At 52.2% G+C, this 19391-nt stretch carries 16 protein-coding genes and 1 pseudogene; 8 read left to right on the top strand and 9 right to left on the bottom strand.

Going from position 1 to position 19391, the window contains the following annotated elements; all coding sequences use genetic code 11:
• Window positions 1–13 precede the first annotated feature (13 nt).
• From MKZ24_RS14870 to MKZ24_RS14860, 3 genes are all read left to right on the top strand, one after another.
• On the top strand, window positions 14–1360 hold the full coding sequence (locus tag MKZ24_RS14870) for an MFS transporter (RefSeq protein ID WP_340784135.1): 1347 nt from the start codon (window positions 14–16) through the stop codon (window positions 1358–1360).
• 228 nt (window positions 1361–1588) lie between these two features.
• Window positions 1589–1996, top strand: a complete 408-nt coding sequence (locus MKZ24_RS14865; protein ID WP_340784132.1) for a hypothetical protein — start codon at window positions 1589–1591, stop codon at window positions 1994–1996.
• Window positions 1997–2088: 92 nt separating this feature from the next.
• Window positions 2089–2511, top strand: coding sequence for a DUF4362 domain-containing protein (locus tag MKZ24_RS14860; protein WP_340784130.1), 423 nt, complete (start codon window positions 2089–2091; stop codon window positions 2509–2511).
• A gap of 83 nt (window positions 2512–2594) precedes the next feature.
• Here the strand turns inward: MKZ24_RS14860 and MKZ24_RS14855 are convergent, their stop codons facing one another.
• Window positions 2595–3242 (bottom strand): FusB/FusC family EF-G-binding protein, encoded by a 648-nt coding sequence (locus tag MKZ24_RS14855; protein WP_340784128.1) that lies wholly within the window; start codon window positions 3240–3242, stop codon window positions 2595–2597.
• A 236-nt stretch (window positions 3243–3478) separates the two neighbouring features.
• On the opposite strand from MKZ24_RS14855, the gene MKZ24_RS14850 reads away from it, so the two are divergent.
• Window positions 3479–3700, top strand: coding sequence for a helix-turn-helix domain-containing protein (locus MKZ24_RS14850; protein ID WP_340784126.1), 222 nt, complete (start codon window positions 3479–3481; stop codon window positions 3698–3700).
• A gap of 84 nt (window positions 3701–3784) precedes the next feature.
• Here MKZ24_RS14850 and MKZ24_RS14845 read toward each other — a convergent pair.
• Window positions 3785–4535 (bottom strand): annotated as a pseudogene (locus MKZ24_RS14845) (glycoside hydrolase family 30 protein); the annotation flags it as partial.
• Window positions 4536–4787: 252 nt separating this feature from the next.
• Entirely contained in the window at window positions 4788–5285 is a 498-nt protein-coding gene (locus tag MKZ24_RS14840; RefSeq protein WP_042238138.1) for a MarR family transcriptional regulator, read from the bottom strand.
• Between the two features lie 116 nt (window positions 5286–5401).
• Here MKZ24_RS14840 and MKZ24_RS14835 point away from each other — a divergent pair, with 116 nt between their 5' ends.
• Window positions 5402–6283, top strand: coding sequence for an SDR family NAD(P)-dependent oxidoreductase (locus MKZ24_RS14835; RefSeq protein WP_042238141.1), 882 nt, complete (start codon window positions 5402–5404; stop codon window positions 6281–6283).
• Window positions 6284–6448: 165 nt separating this feature from the next.
• Window positions 6449–6871: a VOC family protein gene (locus tag MKZ24_RS14830; protein WP_042238143.1), complete on the top strand. Its 423-nt coding sequence runs from the start codon at window positions 6449–6451 to the stop codon at window positions 6869–6871.
• Window positions 6872–6939: 68 nt separating this feature from the next.
• On the opposite strand, the gene MKZ24_RS14825 is transcribed toward MKZ24_RS14830, so the two are convergent.
• The 4 genes from MKZ24_RS14825 to MKZ24_RS14810 all read right to left on the bottom strand — a co-directional run bounded on the left by MKZ24_RS14825 (window position 6940) and on the right by MKZ24_RS14810 (window position 13439).
• On the bottom strand, window positions 6940–8838 hold the full coding sequence (locus tag MKZ24_RS14825) for a DUF2264 domain-containing protein (RefSeq protein WP_231637694.1): 1899 nt from the start codon (window positions 8836–8838) through the stop codon (window positions 6940–6942).
• Between the two features lie 7 nt (window positions 8839–8845).
• Window positions 8846–9982, bottom strand: a complete 1137-nt coding sequence (locus MKZ24_RS14820; RefSeq protein WP_042238145.1) for a glycoside hydrolase family 88 protein — start codon at window positions 9980–9982, stop codon at window positions 8846–8848.
• A 413-nt stretch (window positions 9983–10395) separates the two neighbouring features.
• Complete coding sequence (locus MKZ24_RS14815; RefSeq protein WP_042238147.1) at window positions 10396–12210, bottom strand: heparinase II/III family protein; 1815 nt, start codon at window positions 12208–12210, stop codon at window positions 10396–10398.
• Window positions 12211–12296: 86 nt separating this feature from the next.
• Window positions 12297–13439 (bottom strand): DUF2264 domain-containing protein, encoded by a 1143-nt coding sequence (locus tag MKZ24_RS14810; RefSeq protein ID WP_042238149.1) that lies wholly within the window; start codon window positions 13437–13439, stop codon window positions 12297–12299.
• Between the two features lie 121 nt (window positions 13440–13560).
• On the opposite strand from MKZ24_RS14810, the gene MKZ24_RS14805 reads away from it, so the two are divergent.
• Complete coding sequence (locus MKZ24_RS14805) at window positions 13561–14391, top strand: helix-turn-helix domain-containing protein (RefSeq protein ID WP_052416642.1); 831 nt, start codon at window positions 13561–13563, stop codon at window positions 14389–14391.
• 92 nt (window positions 14392–14483) lie between these two features.
• Here MKZ24_RS14805 and MKZ24_RS14800 read toward each other — a convergent pair whose 3' ends face one another.
• Complete coding sequence (locus tag MKZ24_RS14800) at window positions 14484–15998, bottom strand: response regulator transcription factor (protein ID WP_340784112.1); 1515 nt, start codon at window positions 15996–15998, stop codon at window positions 14484–14486.
• 16 nt (window positions 15999–16014) lie between these two features.
• Window positions 16015–17799 (bottom strand): cache domain-containing sensor histidine kinase, encoded by a 1785-nt coding sequence (locus MKZ24_RS14795; RefSeq protein WP_340784110.1) that lies wholly within the window; start codon window positions 17797–17799, stop codon window positions 16015–16017.
• Window positions 17800–17993: 194 nt separating this feature from the next.
• On the opposite strand from MKZ24_RS14795, the gene MKZ24_RS14790 reads away from it, so the two are divergent.
• Complete coding sequence (locus MKZ24_RS14790; protein WP_042238155.1) at window positions 17994–19337, top strand: ABC transporter substrate-binding protein; 1344 nt, start codon at window positions 17994–17996, stop codon at window positions 19335–19337.
• Window positions 19338–19391: the final 54 nt, after the last annotated feature.

Raw genomic sequence — 19391 nt, 5'->3', positions numbered from 1 at the left:
AGGAGTGTTTGTAATGTCTGAACCAACACCGGTGTCAGCAGCATCCAACCGCAATATCATTCTTTTCTTCAGCGGAAAATTCGCTTCTGTTCTCGGCTCCAGTATGTACACCTTTGTTGTCGGCCTGTATATTCTGCAGCTCACCGGTTCAGGAAGCAGCTTTGCAGTTACGTTGCTGTGCGGTATGCTGCCCAGTATTATTCTGTCGCCCTTCGCCGGCGTGGTGGCTGATATGGTGAACCGCCGCAAGCTGCTGATCGGCTCAGATGCTGCAAGTGTTTTGATTATGCTGCTTTCCTTTGCCGCCGTCTCCATTGGGGGAATGTCCCTCTTACCGATTTATATCTCACTGATCCTTCTGTCCATCTGCGCTACCTTCTACAGTATCTCCGCCTCCTCTTCCATGTTGATGCTCGTTGACCGTGATTCCATCCAACGTACCGGCTCCCTGAATCAAATTGCCAGTTCTGTCGGCCACCTGCTGGCTCCCATTCTTGCCGGTATGCTCTACGCCTTCCTCCCGCTTGAAGAATTCATGCTGCTGAACGCGGCAGGGCTTACCCTCTCGACCGTGATGGGCTGCATGCTGAAGTTTAGACCGGTTCCAGAAGCCTTATCTGAAGCTGGCCTTGCAGATGGGGCTGCCGAAACCGGAAATCCGCCCTTTCGCGAACGCCTGGGCAACGTGGCTGCCGAGGTCCGCACGAATCTGAAAGCAGGCTTCTCCTATGTAATCCGCCGTCCCGTTATCCGCTCCCTCCTAATTATCGTGTTCTGGATTAATTTCTTTGTAGTCGCGCTGAATGTCGTGCTGCCCTTTGTGGCCGTACAGACCCTGGGGCTGTCTTCTAAGCAGTACGGTATACTTGAAGCCATGCTGGCAGCGGGCATGCTGCTGATGTCCCTGCTCCTCACCGTTCTCCGCCAGAGCAACAATCCGGTAAATACAATTATCGGAGGTCTAAGCGCACTGGGGCTGCTGTTCCTTGCGATGGCGCTTCCGCTGCTGCTTCATTTCACCGCTGCCGTTACCTTCTTTTTCTTCCTGCCGCTATTGATTCTGGTCGGTGTCGTCATTATGATCATCAATATTCCGATTCAAGTGTACTTACAGCAGAGTATAGAAGAAGAGTATCGCGGGCGGGTATTCGGGCTGGTTGAAGGTATCGCCGGTTCCATCGCTCCGCTGGGCATGCTGCTCTACGGAGTGCTCCTCGACTGGATTCCGGGCTCCATTATTCTGCTGGCCTCCGGAGCGGCTATTCTGGCGGTAACTCTGATCGGGCGGAGAGGCTTAATCAGCAGTAATGCTGATGAGCAGCAAGGAATTCATGCAGAGGTGGAGCAGGCCGGGGCGTAACTCCTTGAGGAGACATAGCAGGTATAGTAACTTGTACCATCAATGATGCTACCTTTCCAGAGATAAAGAAACATTTTTAGACAATAAAATACTAAATTTTCATTTTATCGTTAAAAATATTTATAATTTTAGAAATTAACAGATAATGTAACGGATAAAGTAACTTCTACAGCTTCCCCAAAAGAGGTTGTAGAATATCATGGAGACCTGGCCGAAAATTTCAATACAGTGTCTAAACTCACTTATGGTTCAGATGCTATTTATGAAGTTGAGGTGAATGATTCTAAATCTTTTGAATATGAGGGTGTAATATTTACCGTATCAAATGCCAATGTAAATGAACATTATAAAGGCGGTTCCATTGACACAGTGAATATTCTGGAAACTGGTGGTAATTACAACAATACGGAATATGTGTTCGAGGATTCAAGTGTTTTGAAAATTGGAGATAAAGCTATAGTTTATTTGGAGAAATATGAAGGACCCATCCCCGAAGCACAAGGAACATATGTAGTTACAGGTGCCTATCAAGGGAAATTTGAAATTGATGAAGCTAATGGTTCATTGATTCCTGCTGCCGTAGATCAAGAGGAACTAAAAGAAGTCAGAGCACTAACAGATTTGAATTTGGAATAGGATAAATTAGTACAATTTTACGGTAGAACGTCAGAAACATTCTTTGACGTTCTATCGTCTTTTTGTTAAACGGTTTAATGGAGGGCTACAGAATGAAGATGTTAAGAGTATGTATATATATGTTGCTGATGTCGTTAATTATAGTAGCTTGCTCAAATTCAATGCATTATGAAGCGGCTGCAAAGAAAGGTTATGTTGTATATGTTCAAGGTGAGATTATTAACTATACGTATTTCGAACAATTCGTGGAAAATTACAACAATGGTCAGGATGCCACTGTTAAAATCGCAAAATATACAGATGAAGGAGATCCTATCTTCCACACGCTTGAATATAAACGGGATCAGAAAAAAATCAGTTATACCTATGATAACAGCGAGGATGAAAATGGAGATAAATTGCAGGCAAATACTCTGTGCAGCAGTATCACAAATGACGATGGTGTCTATCACTTAGCCGATTGCGCTGACGATGAAACGGGTAAGTGGTTTAGTGCAAAGCAGCCATCTAAGTAAGCCATGCAAGTGCTGGAGGCATGGACTAAGACAAAGGGACTGACCCGTATTCCTATGGGCAGTCCCTTTGCAGCTATATCATGCTATTTCTGCACCGAGAGCACGAACCTCTCCAGCGAGCTTATATTGGTGATACTCTGATTACATCCATGATTATCTATACATACGTATTGCCCCACAGAAGCAATGTTATCGGCTGAAGCAAGCTCAGGCTTGGTCTTGACTGTAAGGAAGGCAAGCTCCTGCTGGCGGTTGCAGAACAGGCAATAGCCTTTCTTCTGGGTCGGTATTATTCTGCCCTCTACGCCGATGAATTGTCCTTCGTATGGATAGACGATGAACAGCTTATTCGTGGCAATGTCTGCCCAGGCCAGATACGTCACATAACGAAAATCAAATGATTGTAAATCAGGTAGTTTCATCTTCTTATTCTTAGGAAACAGCTTCTGAATCTGCTTCAGTGTAATCGGCGGAAATGGCTCCAGATAAGGCTCGAAGCCGCTGATATACTGCTGGAAATCCTCGGCTTTCTCCAGGGTGGAGATAGGCTTCAGCATCTGCTCCTGCTCGGTGGTCAGCGAAGAAAATGCCTCATTCACATTCACCTCAGCACTGTACCGTACGGTCTCCAGGACACGGCGATCTGCTACAGACCGTAGTGTTTTCAGCACGAAATCCGATTGTTTCTTAATATAATTATATTGATGGTTTCTAATAAATGTTGTAGTCACAGCTCTTCAGCCCCTTATTCATATTGGTCAATCCAATAAGGTGCAGAGCCTGCTAATTAGAAACGATAAAATCAGTTTGGGCGATCAAGATCTTCCTGCCGCACCCCACGCAAAGTATCGCCCCAGATCAGGCTCTGCATGAGGACTTCCTAGCTAATGAGCAATTCGTTGCCATCAGTGTAACCCCCTATCCAATAACATGCCAAAAGTATAGCAGGAAATTGCGGAGCCTACAATTGATAATCTCTTATCTATCATTCCCCTTAATTAAAGATCTGGCGGAGTGGATCGGACTGAATCCCGTCTACCTGGGTAAGCTGTTCAAACAGAATACCGGCTCCACCTGCAAAGAATTCCTGAACAGGGTCAGGGTCAATAATCCCGAGATGATTCTGTCTGCGGGCGGGTTCAATGTGTCTGAGGTGGCGGAGCACTGCGGATATCATGATGTGGCGTAATTCAGCAATGTGTTCAAAAGCATGAAGGGGTATCCGCCGTCAGCTGCTTTGAAATGACGGCGGATGGAGTCATGTGATTCTATTTTACAGAACAATGGTATTAAAAGATTCTGCATCCAAATTGAGCATATATTGCGTTTCATCTTTAGCCAAAAGAATCGTTCTTGCTTCCTTGAACGGATTCGCGATCACCAGCACCCGCCTGCCTTCCGGCGTCCCGAATGCCAGCGCGTTGCCTGTCCATCTGCGCTTCAGTCCGATTCTGCGGGAGCCGGGGCCAATGAAATGAGCGAAATGCTTCATGACGTAGAACTCGGGATTATGCACGGCCTTCGGTTCATCCGGATCTACAGTAATCATGGAGTTCTGCTCCCATCCCCAAGTACTGCGGCCTTTCGGCTGAAGCACCATGTTCCAGTAGATATAGGCGTTCACGCCATTGGTGAAGTAATGTTGATACAGGTTAAACACATATTTGGCATAAAACCAGGTGTTCACCCCATCCCCGCACTCATTCTCCGTCTGCATGTAGCGCAGTTCAGGATAAGCCTGCACCGTACGCTGAATGCCATATTTGCCCGCCCATTGGTAGCCAACGCCTTGCACATATTTGTATGCTTCAGGATCGCTTAACACCGTGTGCGCATAGGCATCGAATCCGCTGTCCTTCTGCTTCATCCACTCATCCCAAGGCTCCGGCGCATTAATCGTACCCAGCCAAATCTCTGTATCCAGGCCATGCTGTTCAAAAGCCGGTCCCAGATAGTCACGGATAAATTCAAGCAGCTGCTCGCCCGCCCGTCCATACGCACGAAGGGAATTTCTGATCTGCTACGGTAGATGCCATAAATTGTCCCGCGTTTATCGCTGCCGGCAATGACAAGCGCCCGGTCCACGACAGGCATTGGAGCTTCAACCAGCTACAGCCGGTAGCATTCCCGCTTGCCTTAAATCGATGTGACGTTGAGGACGCCTTCTGCAATCAGCTTGTCGATCAGTTCATTTCCGCCTATGGGGCCGGCGATGACTGCTGTTTCCGCCAACTGCTCCAGCTGCAAGCATTACCGGTGCTATCCCGCTCACCAGCTTATAACCCGTTGAACTGCTTGAGCATGTAAATGAACTGATGCAGCTCGTCGTCATTCCATACCGCAGTCCGCCCGAAGAACACGGAACCTTTCTCGTTCAGGGCTGATATTGTCTGCTGCTGTCCCTGCTCCGTCAGCGAGAGGAGGATGGCCCGGCCGTCATCGGGTGAGGCTTCCCGGCTCACATAGCCCAGAGACTCCAGCTGTTTGATCAGACGGCTGACCGCGCTGCGGTCCATAGCCGTTGCTTCCGCAATGGCGGCAGCACTTGCCGGCCCATAGGAATAGAGCCAGCGGACAATATGGAAGGCAGCCGGCTGCAACGAGGAATCGAAGCGCGCGGCGGCTTTGACATTCAGCGCATGCGCTGCGCTGATCAGTGCGTTAAGCTGCTCTCCCAGCGCCAGCTCCAGCTGTTCTCTTGAGTCAAGCTTTGATTGATTAATGTTTATCGGGTCATTGTTTACTTGGTTATCGTTTATGGGGCCCTGCTTCATATTCATTCACCTGTCCTTATCTTCAAAGATAACAGTTACTGATATAGTTGACATATATCCATCATATAATTATAGTGGACATATATCAATTATACGTCACTTAAAGGAGAATAACCATGCCTAAACAACCAACCGTTGTCATCACCGGAGCCACTAGCGGACTGGGACAGCTTGTTGCCATCCAATTGGCGGAAAGAGGCTATGCGCTTGTCCTGACTGCCCGCAGTGAAGAACGTGCCGCGGCTACCAGAACCATCATTGAGGCCCGTCAGCCTGCTGCAAATATCCGTTTTGTCTATGGGGATCTGTCGCTGATGCAGGATGTGAACCGGGTTAGCGCTGAAATTACTGCCGCCTGCCCTTCCATCGACGTACTTTTGAACAATGCAGGAATCCACGCCTTCGAGCCCCGCACCACTACCGAAGGTTTGCCAGAGATGATGGCTGTGAACTATCTGGCACCGTGGCTGCTGACTCATAGACTGGAGACTTCACTGCGCAATGCAGGCAAGGCCAGAGTAGTCAACGTAGCCTCAGAGGCTTCGCGCCGTCATGGTATACTCCGCCTGCCCGGGGACTTAACGGATACTGCTGCTTTTACTGCCCGGGGCTCCTCTCCTGTCTACGGCAAAACCAAACTGCTAAACATCATGTTCACGGCAGAAGTGGCCCGGCAATGGGCAGGCAGCGGAATAACCGTCAATGCCCTGAATCCGGGCTTCAATGTAACCGGACTGGGACGCGAGCTGCGGTTCGCTTCTGTGATCGAGCGGATCCTGAAGCTCATCCGGCTCGGAGACCCGCGAAGAGGAGCAGAGATTATCACCCGGTTAATCGTGGACCCGTTTTATGGGACAGTAACCGGAGGTTATTTTAACGTGGGCACAGGAAAGTCCATTGTACCGGTATCCCCTGGCGGCGATGAAGCGATGCAGCGCAGGTTGTGGGCAGATACACGGGAGCTGCTGGGGGAGATACTGGTACAGCATCAGAACTAAAGAAGTGAGTTAGTGCATTTAAGCCTATCTCATACCGTAATGTGGTCACTGCAAACCCTCAGCAAACATTTGGCCAAAGTGGTTTTCACCAGTTAATATCAGTAATATAGAATAATACAGGTACACACAAGATGATCTATTACTTGAATTGGAGGGTGCTAAGAAATGATTCAGTCTATTATACACATCGCTTTGGTTGTAAAAGATTACGATGAAGCAATAGATTTTTATACAAAAAAGCTGCGCTTCACATTGATTGAGGATACATATCAGCCAGAGCAAGATAAACGGTGGGTAGTGGTTGCCCCCCCCGGCTCTTCCGGTACGACAATTTTACTTGCCAGAGCGTCGAAAACTGAACAAGAACAGTTTATAGGCAATCAGACAGGCGGTCGTGTATTTCTATTTCTGAACACCGACGACTTTTGGAGAGATTATAAGGAAATGGTCTCTGAAGGCATCGAATTTGTTAGAGAGCCCAAAGAACAATCCTACGGAATGGTTGCTGTGTTCAAGGACTTATATGGTAATTTGTGGGACTTGCTGCAGATGAATGAAGCTCACTCGATTTCCAAACGCGTTAGATGAGGTCATATGAGATGCATATAATCAAATAAGGCTGCACCCTCACAATCACTTGAAGATGCAGCCCTTTTCTATTGTATCGGGATAAAAATTTCTGCTTCGCCCGTAGTTTGAACCGTGATGCCATCCTCAGCAAAAGTAACCGTCAGCAAGGACTCGGGAGATTGCTCCAGAATATTACTGACTCCGTTCGCCTGCCGATCTGAAGGATCCGCTGACGGATCACCGTAGACGGCCGAAGCCAGCCAGTGAATTCCGGGCTCAAGTGTAGCCGTCAATGTGGGCAGTACCGTCCGGGGACGAAGTACATTCGTGTTGGCATTGGGCCAGATCAGCTCTGCCTTCCCGTAACCCTTCAACCCCTTGATTCCGCTGGTTCCCCAAGCTGTAGACGCAACTGCACCAGATCGGCTAATCTGCTGCGCAAGCTCCGTTTCCTGGCCCAGGGCGAACCCGCCTTCTGCGGCGTCTAGTGCCCGGCCTGTCTCGATCCGGTGAATCCGGATATGCCACGGCAGTCCCGCTACAACCCAGGTTCTGACCTCCACATTGGCCCAAGGTTTCCAGACAGACCGCAGAACATTGTCCGTAATCTCAGATTCCACATTCCGGCGCCGCACGCGATACAGATTGTCCCCGCCTTCGCTAAGCGCAAGCATGGAATCGAATGCTCCCTGTGACAGTCCCCACTCGGAACGGGGCACGCTGAACCCGAAGCCTGTGGAATAGACGAATTTCTCGTATTTGGCCGAGGTATGGGTATGCTCATTCGTGTACTGGTGGCCGCTGTTGAACGCCGCCACATGACCGGAGGCCGGCTCGCGGACTAGGACAAGATGTGCAGGCTTCTGAACCATAACTGCCGGGATTTCCGGCAGGGGAAGCTCCTCTTCGTTCCAGAACGGATGCTCTTCACCAAGTGCGAGCGGCAGGAAGGTCTTCAGGGCCCAGTAGGGTGAGCCGGGAGCATTATAATTCTCCGCCATGACCAGATTCGGATACGTGTATCCGATGGTCAATACGCCTGCCGCATCAAAGATCGGCTGGCTGAACCACCAGCGCAGATTGCGCAGAACAACGCCTTTCACCACACCGGCAGGGAAGCCTTCAACATCCGCATAAGCCAAGGCACTCCAGAACGCCGATTGGGCGAAGCGGTATGCCAGGCTGCGCCCGTAAGGAAGCGCGGAGCCGTCCGGGGCGAACCAGCCTAGGAAACCGGCGGCGAACAACCGGGCCCGTTCTTTGAACAATCGGGAACGCTCTGGATCCTCCTGCTCCATCAGCTTCGCATAGAGCAGCGAATAGTAATGGATCGCAAACGGCCCGTAATAATCGCAGTGCCCGTCAACACCGTCACTGTACCAGCCCTCGCCCAGGTAGAAAGCATCCATCCGCTGCAGATTGTTCTCCAGCTGCACCGCATCATACGGGCGGCCGATGGTGCGGAATCCAACATTAACAAGTACATTGAAGAACAGCCAGTTGCAGTCATAACAGGGATGGGAGTTAATCTGATTCAGCCAGTTGTACAGGTGATGCTGCTCCTGAGGAGCAAGCGGTGACCAGATCTGCTCCGGAACCGCTGCAAGCGCGAAGCCGAAGGCCGCCATCTCGACCAGACGCTGGTCGTAATCCCGTACATCTCCCCAATATTCTTCATGGGCAGGGTCGGTGCCATGCCGGATACCCTCCAGCACGATGTCCCGGATTTCGCTGCTTCCGCCTCCAGCGAGCAAGGGAACCAGCCCCCATAACACCCGGGAAAAACCTTCCATCCCGGCAGTTGCTGCCGGATAGCTCGCTCCGGTTCTGCCGATCTCAAGTCTTGCGCCGCCTTTGCTGTAGAGCGGACACAGCGGACCCGTAAGCTGTTCAAGTGCAGTCACCAGGTCCGCCCGCGTCTTCAGCGGATTGTCTGCAATCCGCGAGGATAATATTTCGGATGCTGCTTTGCCGTTAGTCATCATAATCTCCCTACTCCCAGTAGAACGGGCCGGCTTCTTTGATCCGTGCCAGCGCTTCGACATAGAAGAAATCACCGTAGATCAGCGGAACATCGATATTCCGGTTCTCCGGGTAGTTGCTTGTACCATGAAGCAGCAGCCCCTCTTCCTCCGAATTATCCCAGGTCCCATAATTCCGGTAGAGGGATTCCGTAATTCTTAGCGCGCCGTTCCGGTACACATGCGCCTCCGATTCATCCACCTGGCTTGCCAGCAGCAGCAAGCCGCTCGCCGCGCAGGAACCGGCGGAGCTGTCACGAATCTCTCCGATCTCACCAGGAGCCCGGAAATCCCAATGCGGAACCTGATCCTCGGGGAGATGCGTCAGGAAGAAATGGGCAACCTGCTTGGATGCATCAAGGTAGCTCTGCTTGCCGGTATGATGATAGGCCAGCGACAACCCGTAAAGTGCCCAAGCCGCGCCGCGCGACCAGGCCGACTCCGGTGCGTAACCCTGACCGCCGCGCTTCTCTACCACTTCGCCTGTTTCCGGGTTGAAATTGACAATGTGATAGACAGAGCCGTCCGGCCGGATGAAATGTTCCAGCACCGTGTCCATATGGGCCTCGGCGATATGCCGGTAGCGCGGGTCTCCGGTTACTTCAGAAGCCCAGAAGAGCAGGCTGGTATTCATGCTGCAGTCGATAATAGCGACCCCGCTGTTGTCCTCTCCTTCTCTCCATGGATTCCACGCGCGGATATAGCGGCCTTTGAGGTTGAAGCGGGCAGCCAGATAGTTGGCAGCCTTAAGCGCCCGGACCCGTGATTCCTCGGTGCCCGTGAGCTTGTAGTTGGCTACACTGGTCAATAGCCACATGAACCCTAAGTCATGATCCAGCTTCCCATATCCATCCAGTACCTCGTCCAGCCGCTCCTCGCAGCGTTCGGCAATCTCCTTCAGGCTCTCGTCTCCGCTCCCGGCGTAGAGCTGCCAGAGCATGCCCGGCCAGAAGCCGGCGGTCCACCAGCTCGGTGTCTCCAGTACATACTTGCCGCCTTGGCTGGCATGGGGGAATTCCGCGCCGATTCTCAAGCTGTTTGCTCGCGTTTTCTCCAGTGCCTTGCTCCAAGCCTCATCTACCCATGCCTGCTGTATTGTTCCACTCATCTGAATCCCGCCTTTGTTTGAATTGAATTGCATATCTATATAAGCTAAACGAAACACATCTGCCAAAGAATTAGCTTTCACCAGGGCAAATCAGGGGGCTTTCGGCGCTTTCCGATGGGGGCGCAGGAGCTCCGGCGGCGTGCGCCGCAGCTTTCCGGCGGCGTGCGCTGCTGCTTCCCGGCGGCGTACGCGGCAGCTTTCCGGCGCTGCTGTTGCCGCAAAAATCACCCGGTTCCCCGCCCCATTGTACAATCCTGCATAAAATACAACATTTTGACCTAGTCCGTCTGAACACCAGCGATGGACCGGCCGCTTTGTTGGAATCGTCTACTATGCGGGTTATATGCCCCACCAGAGAAGCGGTAACTGCGGCGGATGCGGGTACCTGGAATTCGGGCCGCCTGATTCAATCTTCACAGAAATTGAAAAGTGAATGCTAATGTGCCCTCCGCCCCGGGCTGTAGAACATGGAAGTCCAGACTATGCCACAGCGTCTCCTGGCCATAGTGATCCCGGTACACATGCGCGGTAATCTCCGGCCGGACTGCCTCCGGTTCATAAGTGACCTCAACACCGTGACCCGCCGCAGTGCCCGGCAGCAGTACGCTGCCCGGGTGAAGAAGCTTGGGTCTACGCGAGGTTACAAACCGCTCTGTCCAACCCGCCGGAGCTCCCTCATACCGGTAGGTGTCTGTCAATTCCAGACGGGGCAGGTCCTCTTTATGCCAGACCAGCGAACGCACTAAGGACTGCAAGCCTGACACCGGATAAGCCTGTGCCATCTCCAGTGTCAGCTCATCCTTCTCCGCCGCCGCAGATGCATGCAGCACTGCGGTGCTGAACTCCCGGCCTGCACCCTGGTACTGGCCGCCTACGATTGGCACCGAATGTCCCTGTGATCCATTGCAGTCATAGCTGTAGCGTCCGGCACCGAAATAATCAGCGGTATATTCTCCACTGCCCAGGTCAGAAGCGAAGATCTCTCCCCGGCCGCTTAGAATGAAGTGGCCCAGATCATTGTGATTGTGCGGCTCATCATTGTGGCCGGCTTTGGCTGCGAACCCAAAGGAGCCTGCTGCCGGCACATGACGCGAGACAATCCATGCGGCATCCGGAAGATAATAACTGGCAGCCTCCCAGGCTTCGTTCTCCCGTCCCGCTCTGGTCCAGATCAGATTCCGCAGAGCCGGTGCGAAGCGGCTGCAATGATCTTCAGTGAACGGAGCGCGGAGCCCAGACGGGGGACGCAGGACATTCGTGCAGGCCTCAGCCAGATAATGGGACAAGCCCATATGCACACGTACCTGAGGCACCGAATCCGAGAAATTGGCGACATGACTTTCGTCAATGAAGCATTTTTGCTGGAAACGGGCAATCTGCGATACCTTCTCCTGCTTGAACCAGTCCAGCCTGCCTCCGGTTCTTGCCCGGAGCAGATCGCTATAATAAGTGAAATAGCCAAAACCATAATTCCAATAGCCCAGCCCTTCCAGACAAGCGCCGTCGTCCCCGAAGCCTTCCAGATAATAACTCATGCTGCTCTCTGTCTTCAGCAGAATATCCGTCAGCATGGCCGGTTCCTTCACCAGCAGCAGCGCAGCTGCCCCGATGGAGCCCGCACAGACTGCCGCCCAGTTATGGCGTGATGTCTCCCAGAAATATGGCCCCTGCTCAAGAAAAGGCCGGAAGATTCTGCGCTCTACCTCATGCCGTATCCGGGACTGGAGCAGCAGCGAAAGCCGGTCCCCCAGCAGCAATAATACTTCACTTAAAGTGAATCCCGTCTCGGAGGAGAACAGGTCAATATGCCGGCTGATCTCAGCAGCGTCAGGGTCTGCGGGAAGATGGGCCGGAAGACACCAGGTGTACTCATCGCAAATGACCCAGAGGATATCCTCCAGCTTCTCCAGAGCCCCCGTATTATCCGGCTCCAGCAGGCTTAGGAATGCATAGGTATTCAGTCTTCTTCTCCGTTCGAAATAGACCCGTTCATATTCCAGTCTCGAGCCTGTACGCGCAAAAATAGAAAATAACGTATACGTCAGCGCGGATATAGGCTGACCGTCCAGCCTTTGCGCTTCTGCGCGAATCTCGCTAATGTCTGCCTGTAATCCTCCGGATGATATCGCCCTGGTCCAAAAAGCAGACGAATCGCCCTGCGGATAATATAAGCTCCAATCCGCCGGCTTCATGTCCTGCACAATTCCGGCAAGCTCCTGTCTGTTCATGCCCGTTATCTCCTCCTTATGGGTGCACCTTCTGATCAGAGCCGCACCTCATTCTCGCTAAAGCACCTAAAGCGGGTGAATATCCATTATTCCAGCGCATGATCCCGCATGACATTCTCACCGTCTGCTATTCTCAGCGCAGTCCATTTCAGCGCTTCACCCGACCAGAAGGGATCTGCCGGAAGCAGCCCCAGCGGAAGGAATACAGCAGCGCATAAATAGAGGCTGCCTGTATTGATGTAGCTCTCCGCAAGCTCCGGCTGATAGCCGTAGATCCCCGGCCGCAGCCAGCCGTTCTCATTCAGTGTACCCGGAGCATTCATGATCCGCTCTATCACGGCGGTCAAAGCACTGCGCACCTGTGCCGGAGGCAGTGCCTCCTCCAGGAAATGCTGCAGCGCCGCCTGCGACAGCAGCTGAAAGGCGCCGAAGCGATACACGATCGAGCGCCCGAGGAACGGATAGGTGCCGTCCGGGGCAATGCTGCGTTCAAGCACGGAGGCATATCTCTGCGCCCGTTCCATAATCACCGGCTGAAGTGCAGCATATTGCGCCGATTCCTGTTCAAAGACAGCCACGACATCAACCAGCATCGGCTGAATCACGAAGCTGTTGTAATAATCCCAGTGAAAATCCTTGCCGTCCCCGTAAACCCCATCACCCTTGTACCAGTCCATGAACATATGAACCGCATAACCGACACGCATCCGGTCATAGTCGGCATCACCCAATATATACAAAGCCGCTTCCACCATTGCACTGAACAGCAGCCAGTTGCTGCCGCTTGGAGCAGTCCGGCGCGTCTGCTTCAGCGCCAGTATCAGATTGCCTTTGACACGCTCATCCAGCCGGCCTGTAATCGCTTTCGGTGCGCGCACCAATGCATGGGCCAGGAAGGCCGCATCGACCAGCGGCTGGCCTTCGGTCCTGAACTCCATATAGTCAGGCGACTGCGGATCTACAGCCGCATCGAGGGCTTCCAGCATCAGCGCGGTATAACGGGCTCTAAGCTGTTCTTCTTCTCCCTCCAGGCCCTCAAGCTCCAGCCATGGGGCCATCCCGCAGGCCAGTCTCGCAAAGGCTTCCAGATGGGCAAACTGGCTCCGGTCACTGTGAAACTCCGTAGGCAGCTGTTCTTTCAGCTGCCGCTTGGCCAAAGCCTCCAGCACAGGCCCTCCGATCAGCAGCATCGTGTCCAGCCAGTATTTTCGCTGTTCCTTACCCTTCATTCACAATTCCACCCTTTCAGGTATTCTTCTTCTCTAGTGTAGTGTGGTATTATTGCAATGTCTTTGCGAATAATGATGTTTTATTGCGTTTGTTGCGATTAATCTGAAAGGGGCAATGACTATGAAGCATGCCCGGTATCATCAAACATTCAACGGCGATATTCTGGCCGGAATCGGCAATTCCCCGATCTCCCCGACCAGGGACTTCCATATCCATGACCACTATGAAATCTTCCTGTTTCTCGGCGGCAGTGTGAACGGATTCGTCGACCAATACAGCTATCCGTTGCAGCGGGGCAATGTTCTCTTGTTCAACAATCACGAGATTCATAAGATCATCAATCTATCCCCAGAGCCTTATGAACGGCTCACGATTCATTTCAAAGCTCCGCTGATCTATCCCTTCTGCACGGCAACGACCAATCTGCTCGCCTGTTTCCAGAACCGTCAGCCCGGAGAGAATAATCTGGCACAGATGGAGGAACCGCTGCTAACCGAATATATGACACTAGCTTCACTTCTTATTGCGGCACTGGAGAGTGAGCAATACGGCAGCGAGGTGCTGGCTCTGACTTACCTGATTCAGATTCTGGTAATCGTTAATGAGCTATACAGCCGGACCCGCTCTGCCGTACCCAGCATTATTTCCTCACATATTCAATCGGCCATGAGCTACATCGACAACCACCTGCATCTGAATCTGTCCCTGGAGCATATAGCCGGAGAACTGAACGTCAATAAATATTATCTGAGCCACTTGTTCAAGCAGCAGACCGGAGGAACCATCTACCGTTACGTCCTGCTCAAAAAGATAGCGTTATCCAAGCAGCTGCTGGCTGCCGGAAACTCCGTATCTGATACCTGCTACCTGTCCGGCTTCAATGACTACGCCAACTTTATCCGCACCTTCAAGAACATCACGGGCACCCCGCCCGGCAAATACAGCCAATAGCAAAGGTACCGTTCTTTTAGAGAATCAGTACCTTTGGGGTTTGGAACATATTCTTATCAAAATCACCGACCCATCAGGACAGCCACGCCCTCCTAGCTCCCGCCCGTCTGTCCTTCCTTGTACTCTGTGGGACTTGCGCCCGTGTATTCCTTGAATACTTTGGAGAAATAGTGCTGGTCTCCGAACGACAGCACCTCCGACAGCTCCTTCACCTTCATCTCCGGCCTCACTGTAAGGAGCCGGCAGGCTTCGGCAATCTTCAGCTGCATATAGTAATGCACGAAGGTCCTATTCGAATATTTTTTAATGACCCTGCTGATATAAGATGGACTCACATGAAATTTGAGCGCCACCTCGGCAATGGAAATCTGGGAGTAGATATGCTCCTGCAGGTATTGATCCAGCTGCCGGAACAGCTCCTCGCCACTTTTCTTCCTCTGCTGGTTCAGCCAGTCAAAGCATTGCTCCGTCCAGTCCAGCACCGCTTCCGTGAAAGCATCATAGTCCTCACTCTCCAGCATCTGCCAGACATCCTCCTCCAGCTTCAGCCCGTCCTCTGAATCCTGATCGGAGCTTATGCTGCCAAAGGCTTCTGCCAGCGACCAGATGAACCTTTCCAGCTCGGCAATCCGGATATTGGCCGTTCTAAAATGCATCAGCTGCTGTTCCAGCAGCAGCATACAGCGCTCCTTCTGCCGCTGTGCAATCATGTCTGTGAATTGCGCCGTCAAGCGCACAAAGTCACCACCGGGCAGTATTCCCTTTGGCAATGTGTACGCCGTGTCCATAAGGCGGCTGGACACAGACAGTTGCTCATTCATCAGCTGATCCAGCCTCTCATAGACCTTGCCCAGCGCCCGGTTCACTGCAGGCTGTGGCTCCACCGCTATGGACACCTCTATGCCCTGAAGCTGCAGCAGCGTATAGATTCTCTTCATCCATTCATGAACAGGCGGGTGTGCTTCCAGCACCTGGCTGCTTAAAACAACGAGATACTGAGCGGGCTTCAGGGCAGGAAATACCAGGCATTCATAGGGTGCACAGGCCTCGTTCAGAGAAGACCGAATGACCTGCGGATTCCAGCGGTCCGGTCCCGGCCAGGGTGTGAACGGCTGTCTGCGGAGGATCAGCATAATTTTGTCCCCGGCAGCGAAGCAGGTCTCAGGCGCTAGCGCCATGAGGAACCTCGGCTCGGCGATTCCTTCCAGAAGCTCCTTGATACTGCCCTGCTGCTCCTGCAGATGGGCAATCAGCCGCTGCATAACCTCGGCCAGCTGATGGCGCTCGACAGGCTTCAGCAGGTAATCGAATACCTGCAGGTTCAGGGCTTTGCGCGTATATTCGAAATCACTGTACCCGCTGATAAGTACTGCCTTCAAATTCGGATTCACCAGCTTGCACTGTTCGATCAGCGCAAGCCCGTCCAGCTTGGGCATACGGATATCGGTCAGCAGGATATCGACAGAATGAGCCTTGATATATTCCAATGCCTCCAGCCCGTTCGACGCCGTGGCGGTGATGACGATGGGCAGCTCCATTGACTGCATCAGAGCCCTGATATTCCGCAGGATCGGCTTGCTGTCTTCTGCAATAATAGCGGTATACATTGCGGTCCCTCCCGGTTTAGTAGAAGTCTTTACTCATGGATGCAATAATCTGAACCGTGGCTCCCCGGCCCTCCTCTGAATGGTTGTAGATGTTGAAGAACAGCCGGTTCTTGTACATCAGCTTCAACCGGTTCACTGTATTCACAATGCCCATATTGCCGATCCCCGAAGTATTATGCTGAAGCTCGTACACCCCTGAATCCGAGCCGTCGATTTTATCCAGAATTTCCTTGATTCTGCCTGGCTCGAAGCCCTCTCCGTTATCCCGGATTTCGATGGCCCACAGGCCGTTGTACACCTTCACCCTTACCTTGATATTCCATGGCGGATCCGTGTTCCTGAAAGCATGTTCAATGCAATTCTCCACGAACGGCTGTATGACAAGACGGGGTAGCTCGATCCGGTCAAACACCTCATCCTCGTCGATCTCCCATTCAAGGTCGTCCTCGAAATTGTGCTGAATCAGAGACAAATAATGCTGGGTATGCTTCAGCTCCTCCGTTAACGTGACATGCTGATAGGGGGAGGACACAATATAGCGCAGGCTGTCCGACAGATGCTTGCACATATCGGTTACGACCACATTCTTCCCCTCCTGTGCGGCGATACTGATGAGATACAGAACATTGTGGATGAAATGAGGGGCAATCTGCGCTTGAAGGGCAGAATTCCGCGACTTCACCTCTTCGTGCAGCGCAAGCTTCTCCCGTTCGATGGATTCCTGCAGCCGTTCTAGCAGCTCCTGAAAAGCCCCGTTCAATTGAATCAGCTCATTGTTGTGGGTGCGCGTATCCGCCTTTACATTCAGATTGCTGTAATTAATCCGCAGAATCTGGCTGCGCAGCTTACGGATGGGGAGCAGCAGGTTCTTCGTAGAGAAGTAGATGAAGATGAACGAGAATAGAATCAGCGCTGTAATCAGCAGAATAGAGATGTATTTCACCGAATTGACAGAACCCAGCACCACATGCTTCGAGGTCACAACATAGGTGGTCCAGCCCGTCTCGGCAGATCTATGATAGGCCACATAGCTCTGGCTGCTGCTTAAATAGATTCCGCTCGCCGCTGAAGCCGGGGCAAATTCCGGAGCCGCTTCCCCTTCCTGAAGCACCGGGGAGCTTGAGATCAGCTGATCGTCCGGATCAACAATGTATACCTTGCCGCCTGCAATGCCGGCCGCCGATCTTGTCAGATATTCCTGATCCAGCTGAATCGCCAGATAGCCGAACACCTGACCGTTCTGGTTCCTGATTGCCCGCACAAAGGAGATAACATCCGCCCCCTGACGGTACACGGCGTAACCGCTTGCATTCCAAGTCGCCAGCCTCCCGCTCTCCTCCAGGAATGGGACAAGTGAGGTCTGGTTGCCGGCATATCCGATATAGGAGGCTACCTCTGCCCCCTTCAGGTCATAGATAATCATATCTTCAATGTTCAGACTCGGGCCAAGTGCCTGGAACATGATATCCTTGAGCCTGCGGCTGCGGGTCAGTCCCTCAAGGGTAAGCTGCGAGTAATCACCGGCGGACAGCAGCGTGAAGACGTCTTTGTTCGACAGAATCCGCTGGGACAGCTGGTTCTGGTTATTGATATAGAGATTGAGCTGATCGCTGACTTTGGCGGCGGCCATCTTCATTTCATTCTCGGTCTTGTCCTTCAGCGGCTTGATGACCATGATGTTGACATAGACCAGGAAGCAGCCCAGCACAATCAGCAGGAGCAGCATGAAGGTTAAGAAAAACTTCGTTTGCAGACTGGCCTGAACCCTGCCTCTGCCGAATTTGTTGAGAAGGTTAGCCAAGTTGAATCCTCCCTGAACCGTTTGATGTCCCTACTTTACAACCAAACCGGCAATTGGACAAGCGGCCCACGAGTTCAGAATATTACACAGAAAGAGTCACGTACAAACATGTACCTTGCACAGGCATCAATCTATAATCAGAAATGTAAACGGATTCAAAGGCACCAGAAAAAAATCACTACGGGGGCGATCACATGAATGGCAAAATGAAAAAAATCGCAACAGGCGTGTTGGCGGGTGTAATGACCCTATCCCTGGCGGCATGCGGCTCTGACAATTCAGGCTCCGGCAATGCTGCGGCTACCAACAGCGGTGGAAATGGGAACAGCGGCAGTGGCAGCGGTGGCGGCAAAAAGGTAACCATTGAGCTGGCCATCTCCAAAAGCTCGCAGGATTCGGCGTTTGTGGCCCAGGATGTACTGGATGAGTTCGAACAAAAAACCAATATCAAAATCAATCTCCAGCTGCTTCCGGCAGAACAGACCGCCACCGTGCTGCAGACCAAGCTGGCGGTTGACGAGGTTCCCGACCTTATTCAGTACAATCTGGCCAGTGCCACCACGGATCTCAATCTGGAGCGTAACTTCGAAATTCTGGACAATGAGCCTTGGGTGAGCCGGCTGCTGAATAAGGACGTTCTCTCCGCCTATGGTCATGTATACAGCTTCCACTATAGCCAGGATACAGGCATGCAGGGAGTGGTCTACAACAAGGATATCTTCAAGGAGCTGGGGCTGAGTATTCCGAATACCTACGAGGAATTCCTGGCCGTATGCGAGAAGATCAAGGCCAGCGGGATTACACCGGTCTTCATGCCGTTCAAGGATAACTGGGCGGCGAATATTTGGCCGGCTGCCGCTTTTGCCGACTGGGCTGCCAAGAACGAACCTTCCCTGTTCGAGGACATCAATGCCGGCCGCAAGAAGTGGTCCGATGTTCCGGAATTCGCTACCTTCCTGGAGCAGCAATACGAGGTCTACAAGAAAGGCTACACCAACGCTGACATCCTCAGCGACAGCTACGATATGGCCGTGGGCAAATTCCTGAACAAGGAAACCGCGATGATGTTCATGGGAGACTGGCTGATTGTGAACGTGGCCGAAAAAGATCCGAATGTGCATCTGGGCCTGTTCGCCATCCCTTCCTCTGAAGATGCAAGTCTGGGCGCAAGCCCGCTGGGCGGCCAGTTGTTCATTCCGAAGAAAGCCAAGCATATGGATGAAGCGAAGAAATTCCTGGAGTTCCTCGCCACCAAAGAAGTCGCACAGAAAATGGTTGACAGCCAAGGCTCCGTCTCCAACTTCAGCGATGTCACTACGCCGAAGCTTCCGGAATACAAGCAGGAGATTGTCGATCAATATATCACACCGAAGAAGACTACACTGACTACCGATGCTTACATGATCGTAGACCGCAGCGAGCTGTACCGTCTGCTTCAGGATGAGTTCGCCGGCGGTCTGGACGCTGCGGGCGTACTCAAGGCCTGGGATGAGAAATTCAGCCAGCTGATGAAGGACAAAGGCGTCGAGGGCTTTTAATGTACAGCAAATAACCATTACAACAGGCAGAATAAAGTCCGGCCAGGGCTTTAT

This window comes from Paenibacillus sp. FSL R7-0297 (genome assembly GCF_038009025.1).
GTDB lineage: Bacteria > Bacillota > Bacilli > Paenibacillales > Paenibacillaceae > Paenibacillus_AQ.
Note: the sequence above shows the minus strand (reverse complement) of the source record. Positions and strands in the feature narration are given on the sequence as shown.